The organism is Devosia litorisediminis (genome assembly GCF_018334155.1).
Taxonomy (GTDB): Bacteria; Pseudomonadota; Alphaproteobacteria; order Rhizobiales; family Devosiaceae; genus Devosia; species Devosia litorisediminis.
In genome coordinates this window covers 450,307-456,624 of the sequence record NZ_JAGXTP010000002.1, presented here as the reverse complement: position 1 = coordinate 456,624, position 6,318 = coordinate 450,307, and the positions used below count along the sequence as shown (strand labels likewise).

Sequence of the window (6,318 nt, the reverse complement as noted above, 5' to 3'; positions counted from 1 at the left end):
ATCCATCGCCGGTTGCCCGGAACCCAGATCGTCTCTGCCAGAAACACCAAACAGTGGGAACCACCAGGGTTCAACGTCGTCCAGTGCGGCGGGTTGTAAGCACGTCTCGTAAGACTGTCAACACCCTATTTTCGATCATCAAACAATTTCGAATTTCTTCAAAATCACCCGAAGGCCGATCCTCCTGCAGTCAACAGCTGTTCCCCCGGTCGCCCGGCAGAGCAGCTGCTCTTTCAGAAAGTGTTGATCAGTGGGAGCGGCTTCGCTCGACGTCGTTCAACGAGGCGGGTTTTAGGATAGGGCCATGTTTGAGTCAACGGCCCCCTGTCGATTTTCGCACGAGGAGCGCGTTTTTCTGTCAGCAGGCCGTTTGGCCTTGTGGATAACTCGACCTGCTGGGTCGCGGAAAGCCCGATATATCAGGGGTTTCAGCCTCTTAACGGCAGCAGGTCGATTTTGTTCCCAATTTTATGAGGCGACCGCGCCGCCACGGCGGCGACCGCCAAAAGGGGCCATGACCGCGTCCAAGGACAGTCTACCGCCGCCAAAAGCCATCAGACCCAGCGCCATGGCCGCCCAGGGCAGGTGGAAGTTGATCAAGCCATCGGGAATGGTGAGCTGGATAATGATGGTCATGGCCAGGATCCCCAGCGCCGCAAGGCGGGTGAACAGGCCCAGCACCAGCAGTACCGGCAAGATGACCTCCCCCAGGCCGGCGAGGAACGCCATGGTCAGCGGAAAGGGATAGCTGAAGGCCTGCCCGAACACATGCAGCTTAAACTCCTGCTCGAACAGATAGCGGGCCCCACTGGAGAGATTGAGAAAGCCATCCCATTTGGTCATGCCGGAGCGCCAAAAGGGAATGGCCAGGGCGGCGCGCAGCGCGAACAGCGCAATAGAATGCGGAATCGCAACAATCAGCTGCTCGGCGGTGCCAAGTGCGCGTTGGGCGGTGTGGATCAGACTGGCCATGAGGTCATCCCTCCCTGGATGATGAAAATGCGCCAAGCGCGCACAGACCGGTCAGGGCCTGGGCAAGATCGAAGCTGGCATGGGTTTCAAGGACTGCTGCAGCGGCGGCGCCGATGGCCTCCCCCCTCAGCAACCTGGCGAGGAAAGCCGCATCGGCGGCTGGAATGACCGTGACCTGCACATCGGCCTGCGGGCGCGTGAGCAGCACGGTTTCGGCGCCGGGCCTCACCGTGATGCCGCTGGTCTGGTGGGCCGACCAGATAGTGCCGACGGGAAAGGTTGAGATGATCAGGCTGCAGGCCGGATGAGCGTGCAGCTGCGTCTCCAATAGTGAATGCGGTTCCAGGCCGGCCAGCTGCGCGATGACCAGGGGTTCTTGGTCCGCCGCGTTGTAGGCAATGGCCCAGGCTTCTTCGAGCCGGGCGATATCGGCCAGATAGGGCACCGAGCGCGCATTGTCGAAGCTGGCGATGAAATCAGGGAAGTCGGCGCCATATCTCATCATCACCGGCGTGGCCGGTTTGTGATCGGCAACATAGATCCGGGCCATGGCGGTGAAGAAGTCGTCACCAACCAGCCTGGCGCAAACCGGAAATTTGGATGCCAACACGCCGACCAGTCCGACATGGACATTGTTGCGATAGACGGCAAAGCGTAGCGGGTCGGCATCGCCCCTGTAGGAAACGACGCCATCGGGCAGCGGCCGCGTGGGGTCCTGCACCGCGGCCGCAAAGCGGGCCTGCTGGCTGACCGGGCTCATGAGGCGCGCCGCTGGATCTGGCTGCTTGCCTGGCCAATCGCGTCGTCGGCCAGACGGGCTTCGTCAGCCAGAATATCGAAGCTGGGGACGTTGTTGTCCCATTCGACCAAGGTCGGCATAGGGCCGGTGCGGCCGAGCGTATGGCGGAACAGGTCGAACACATCAGCGCTGACGCGCGAGGCGTGGGCATCGATCAGCAGACGGTCGCCAACGGCGTCCTCTGCCTCGTCATAACCGGCCAGATGGATTTCGCCGACCGCTTCAACCGGAAAGCGATTGATATAGCTGGCGGCGTCAGTCTGATGATTGACCGCCGAGACCATGACATTGTTGACGTCGAGCAGCAGGCCGCAGCCGGTGCGCTGGGCAATGGCGGCGAGAAAATCGACCTCGTCGATCGTGCTTTCGGCAAACAACACATAGGTGGACGGGTTTTCGAGCAGCATGCGGCGGCCAAGCACCTGCTGCACCTGATCGATATGAGCGACGACAGTATCGAGTGTGGCCTGGGTATAGGGCAGCGGCAGCAGATCGTTGAGCGCGCTCTCGTCATGGGAAGACCAAGCGAGATGCTCGGAAAAGGATTGCGGCTGATAGCGATCAATCAGCGCCCGCAGGCGCGTGAGATGAGCGGTATCGAGCGGGCCTTCACCACCGATCGAGAGACCAACACCATGCAGTGAGATGGGGTAGCGCTCGGCAATGGCCGTGAGATAGCGGTGTGGCGGGCCACCATCGCCCATATAGTTTTCGGCATGGACTTCAAAGAAGCCGATATCGGGCGCGGTTTCGATGATCTGGGCATAGTGCTGCGGCTTGAGGCCAAGACCGGCGCGCGCGGGCAGATGATTGGCGGGCATGGTGATCTCCCTGAGACTGGATCCGGAGACCCGATGAACGGATCTCCGGGATAGGGTCGTGGACAGATCAGGTCATTGGCACGTCGCGCTCAAGGGCTTCGAGCGAGCCCATGCGGTCGCCGTCGATTTCCATCGACACGCAGGTGCCGGCAGGAACGGCCTTCCAGGCATTACCCTGGTAGTCGACAGTGGAGGTGCCAGCACAGGTGGTGCCGGGGCCGGCAGCGCAATCGTTCTGGCCTGCCATGGCAACGCCGTAGCATTTCTCGGTGTCCTGAGCCAAAGCGGCGGGTGCGGACATGCCGGCTGCGGCGGTGAGCAGGGTTGCGGCCAGGGCCAGCGAAGACATGCGATTCATGATGGATCTCCTTCCAAAAAGGAACCCGTTCGGTTCCATGCCCAGTCATTCGGCGGAAGGGTCCATCCGGTTACGCGATCACGGCACCGTGATTGTCTTTTTTATATTCTGGCGCTGCCCGCTAGCGCGACAGCCAGGGCCGATGGCGCAAAAAGCGTTCCGATACCAGCAGCAGGGCGATGCCCGGCAGCGCCGCGACCAGGGCGATGCCGGCGGCGCTGGGATCAAGCGCGCCACCGGCCAGCTTGGAGAAGAGCAGGGTTGGCAGGGTGATGATCTTGCCCTGCCCCAAAAGGAAAGTAAGCAGAAACAGATTGGTCGAGACCAGGAAGGTGAACAGGCTGCCGGCGATGACGCCGGGCAGCAGCATGGGCAGCGTCACCTGCCAAAGGGTATGGCGCGGACTGGCGCCCAGGATGCGGGCCTGCTCTTCATAGTCAGGAGCGACCCCCTGATAGACCGCGGTCAGCAGCTGAAATCACCCAGATTGAGCGCCGCGCGCGGATCGGCGGCATCGAACTCGAAATTGACGGCATTGGGGATGGCCTGGTCAAATGAGCCGAGCAGCAGGTCTTGCTGCTTGAGCGTGAAGAAGTTTTCGCCATTGAGCCAAATGGCATCGACGCTTCCCTGACCAACGCCACGGCCAGCAGCCGCCTCGGTGATCACCAGATCAACTGCGTCGTTGCTGCCGGTGATGCGGTTGGCGACGAGCGTCACGCCCAGATCAGCCAAAGGATTTGGCGAGGCCGCTTAGCCGCACATCAGCCATGGACAGTTCCGCGACATAGCGTGCTCACTTGGCGTCAAAGCTGGTCCAGCCCCACCACCAGCGAATTGCCGTGGTCAGAAAGGCCAGAGCGGCAAAGGAGATGGCGGCAATTGGAAACAGCGCTGGAAACAGGCAGATCAGCACGAACAGGGCGATGGTCTCGGCCCCTTCGGTGATGCCGCCGAGATAATAGATGCCCTTTTTGGGCATGGCGAGCGCGGTCATGCCGCGTTGCTTGGCAATCACGGCAAAGGCCAGAAAGCTCGAGCTGGTGCCAATAAACGAGAACAGCAGCAAGGCCCCCGCAACTCCATTGGCAGCAGGATCGGCCAGCACAAAGGCAAACGGGATCGAGGCATAAAAGAAGAAATCGAGCGCGATATCGAGAAAGGCGCCACGATCGGTGGGTCCGGCCTGCCGGGCCACCGCGCCATCCAGCCCGTCCAGGACACGGTTGATGGCGATCAATAGCAGGGCAAGCCAGAAATTGCCCAGAGCAATGGCGGGGAGCGCGCCCAGTCCAATGACGAAACCGGTCAATGTCAGGGCGTTGGCACTGACGCCGAGGCCGAGCAGCCAGCGCGCCGGATGGCGCAAGACCCGCTCCTGTGGCGGGATAAGATAGCTGTCGATCATAAGCTTAGCCCGCTCGGGTTGGTGTGAGGTCTGCAGGTTCTTACGGCTTGGTCGCGCCAGCAGACCAAATGTTACATTCAGCATGCACTTTCCTTGCAGCGCCATATGACACAATCTCGCGAAGACAGGCGCTTATGCCCGGCTTTGCTGCTAGTGACGCAGTTGCGTCGAGGGGGAACATGGATGGCAGCGAGCGGCACGACAGACGAGACAGCACTGATTGCAGCGCTCAGGCGCGGCGATGAGGCAGCCTTTCGTCAACTCGTTGCGCGCCAGCAGCCCTCCATGCTCGCCTTTGCCCGCAGCTTCCTGCGCGACCGGGCCGCGGCCGAAGAGGCCGTGCAGGATACCTGGCTGGCACTGATCGCGGGCATCCGCGAGTTCGAGGGACGCTCAACGCTCAAGACGTGGAGCTTTTCGGTACTCGCCAATATTGCGCGCAGCAAGGCTCGCCGCGAGGGGCGTACTGTCTCCTTCACCGATATGGGCTATAATGACCCCGGCGTGGATGCCGACCGATTTTCCGGTGACGGCACCTGGCTATCGCCGCCGGGCCAATGGTCCGAGATCGATCCCGAGCGCATTGTTGGTGGCAGACAGACACTGGAACATGCATTGGCGGCCGTGGATGCGCTGCCCGACAATCAACGCGCCGTGGTCACCCTGCGCGACATTGAAGGGTTGAGTGCGACCGAGACCTGTTCGGTGCTCGACATCACCGACGCCAATCAACGCATTCTTTTGCATCGCGGACGTACGCGCGTGCGGGCCGCCCTCGAACAGGTGCTGTCGCCACCCCCTGCCTGAGATTGTTTGTAACAATGCCGCGCTCCGACGCACTCAGCTAGAGACGGCGCTTGCCAATGCCGGGTACGCGCTCCCAGGAGACCATCATGCTCACTTGCCGCGAGCTCAATGAGAGAGCCACCGATTATCTGGAAGGTCAGATGAGCCTGCGCCAGCGCGCCGGGTTCAAGCTGCATCTGCTGATGTGCAGCAAATGCGGCACCTATGTTGATCAACTGGCCAAGACCATTGCACTGCTGCGCGTCGGCAGGCCGACGCAGGATGAGGCCGCCCCTGATGACAAACTGATCGAAGCCTTCCGCGCCACTGCGGCCAATAGCGAGAAGCCCAATGCCCGATAATGGTCTGTTTCTGCCCGAGCCGGTGATCCGCTTCGGGTCCTTCCTGTTGATTTTTGGCACGCTGGCGATCATCGAGCTGCTGCACCCGCGTCTGGAGCGGCCCGAGATGCAGGCTGCGCTCAAGACCCGTCGCTGGCTCACCAATGTGGGCATGCTGATCCTGTCCTCAGTGGTGCTGCGCATCATCTTCCCCGCCGCCGCGGTCGGTAGCGCACTATGGGCCGAAAACCAGGGTATTGGTCTGTTCAACCAGTTCGGCGTGCCGGTCTGGGTTGCGGCGCTGGTGTCGATCATCGTGCTCGATTTCGCCGTGTGGCTGGAACATCTGCTCAGCCACAAGATTCCGCTGCTCTGGCGCATCCATCGCATGCACCATGCCGATACCGGTTTTGATCTGACCACCGCCCTGCGCTTTCACCCGCTCGAGATCGTCATTTCGATGTTCTGGAAGGTCGGCATCGTACTGGCGCTGGGTGCGCCAGCCTGGTCGGTGCTGGTGTTCGAGGTGATCCTGAACGGCACCGCCATGTTCAATCACGCCAATATTGCCCTACCCAAACCAATCGACCGGCTGGTCCGACTGGTCCTGGTGACGCCTGACATGCATCGGGTGCACCACTCAACAATCCGGCAGGAAACCGACAGCAATTACGGCTTCAGCCTGTCGATATGGGATCGCCTGTTCGCCACCTATACCGATCAGCCCGCCAAGGGGCACCTCGATATGGATATCGGACTTGCCGCCTATCGCGACCAACAACAGCCCAGCGGGCTCAAATGGTCCCTGCTGCTGCCGTTCAGAAAGAACTGAT

At 61.2% G+C, this 6,318-nt stretch carries 10 protein-coding genes; 3 read left to right on the top strand and 7 right to left on the bottom strand.

All coding sequences use genetic code 11. From position 1 onward, the window contains the following. Window positions 1-468 precede the first annotated feature (468 nt). The 7 genes from KD146_RS15035 to KD146_RS15005 all read right to left on the bottom strand — a co-directional run bounded on the left by KD146_RS15035 (window position 469) and on the right by KD146_RS15005 (window position 4,442). Window positions 469-972 carry a DoxX family protein gene (locus KD146_RS15035; RefSeq protein WP_212659627.1) on the bottom strand — a complete coding sequence of 168 codons (504 nt, stop codon included), beginning with the start codon at window positions 970-972 and terminating at the stop codon, window positions 469-471. A 4-nt stretch (window positions 973-976) separates the two neighbouring features. After that, entirely contained in the window at window positions 977-1,732 is a 756-nt protein-coding gene (locus KD146_RS15030) for an HvfC/BufC N-terminal domain-containing protein (protein ID WP_212659626.1), read from the bottom strand. After that, window positions 1,729-2,592: an MNIO family bufferin maturase gene (bufB, locus tag KD146_RS15025; RefSeq protein ID WP_212659625.1), complete on the bottom strand. Its 864-nt coding sequence runs from the start codon at window positions 2,590-2,592 to the stop codon at window positions 1,729-1,731. The genes KD146_RS15030 and bufB overlap by 4 nt, the downstream gene beginning before the upstream one ends. A gap of 67 nt (window positions 2,593-2,659) precedes the next feature. Continuing rightward, window positions 2,660-2,950 (bottom strand): BufA1 family periplasmic bufferin-type metallophore, encoded by a 291-nt coding sequence (locus tag KD146_RS15020; protein ID WP_212659624.1) that lies wholly within the window; start codon window positions 2,948-2,950, stop codon window positions 2,660-2,662. Window positions 2,951-3,071: 121 nt separating this feature from the next. After that, a complete protein-coding gene (locus KD146_RS15015) occupies window positions 3,072-3,419 on the bottom strand; it encodes an ABC transporter permease (RefSeq protein WP_282558853.1) in 348 nt (115 codons plus the stop codon). Further along, complete coding sequence (locus KD146_RS15010) at window positions 3,416-3,670, bottom strand: hypothetical protein (protein ID WP_212659623.1); 255 nt, start codon at window positions 3,668-3,670, stop codon at window positions 3,416-3,418. Before KD146_RS15010 ends, KD146_RS15015 begins: the two co-directional genes overlap by 4 nt. Window positions 3,671-3,746: 76 nt before the next feature. Beyond that, a complete protein-coding gene (locus KD146_RS15005; RefSeq protein ID WP_249327882.1) occupies window positions 3,747-4,442 on the bottom strand; it encodes a CDP-alcohol phosphatidyltransferase family protein in 696 nt (231 codons plus the stop codon). A gap of 99 nt (window positions 4,443-4,541) precedes the next feature. On the opposite strand from KD146_RS15005, the gene KD146_RS15000 reads away from it, so the two are divergent. From KD146_RS15000 to KD146_RS14990, 3 genes are all read left to right on the top strand, one after another. After that, window positions 4,542-5,165, top strand: a complete 624-nt coding sequence (locus KD146_RS15000) for an RNA polymerase sigma factor (protein WP_212659622.1) — start codon at window positions 4,542-4,544, stop codon at window positions 5,163-5,165. An 86-nt stretch (window positions 5,166-5,251) separates the two neighbouring features. Continuing rightward, window positions 5,252-5,506: an anti-sigma factor family protein gene (locus tag KD146_RS14995; protein ID WP_212659621.1), complete on the top strand. Its 255-nt coding sequence runs from the start codon at window positions 5,252-5,254 to the stop codon at window positions 5,504-5,506. Further along, window positions 5,496-6,317, top strand: coding sequence for a sterol desaturase family protein (locus tag KD146_RS14990; RefSeq protein WP_212659620.1), 822 nt, complete (start codon window positions 5,496-5,498; stop codon window positions 6,315-6,317). The genes KD146_RS14995 and KD146_RS14990 overlap by 11 nt, the downstream gene beginning before the upstream one ends. Window position 6,318: the final 1 nt, after the last annotated feature.

Coding starts and splice junctions, on each gene's coding strand:
- KD146_RS15035 (WP_212659627.1), bottom strand. CDS start 972: ATGGCCAGTCTGATCCACACCGCCCAACGCGCACTTGGCACCGCCGAG.
- KD146_RS15030 (WP_212659626.1), bottom strand. CDS start 1,732: ATGAGCCCGGTCAGCCAGCAGGCCCGCTTTGCGGCCGCGGTGCAGGAC.
- bufB (WP_212659625.1), bottom strand. CDS start 2,592: ATGCCCGCCAATCATCTGCCCGCGCGCGCCGGTCTTGGCCTCAAGCCG.
- KD146_RS15020 (WP_212659624.1), bottom strand. CDS start 2,950: ATGAATCGCATGTCTTCGCTGGCCCTGGCCGCAACCCTGCTCACCGCC.
- KD146_RS15005 (WP_249327882.1), bottom strand. CDS start 4,442: ATGCTGAATGTAACATTTGGTCTGCTGGCGCGACCAAGCCGTAAGAAC.
- KD146_RS15000 (WP_212659622.1), top strand. CDS start 4,542: ATGGCAGCGAGCGGCACGACAGACGAGACAGCACTGATTGCAGCGCTC.
- KD146_RS14995 (WP_212659621.1), top strand. CDS start 5,252: ATGCTCACTTGCCGCGAGCTCAATGAGAGAGCCACCGATTATCTGGAA.
- KD146_RS14990 (WP_212659620.1), top strand. CDS start 5,496: ATGCCCGATAATGGTCTGTTTCTGCCCGAGCCGGTGATCCGCTTCGGG.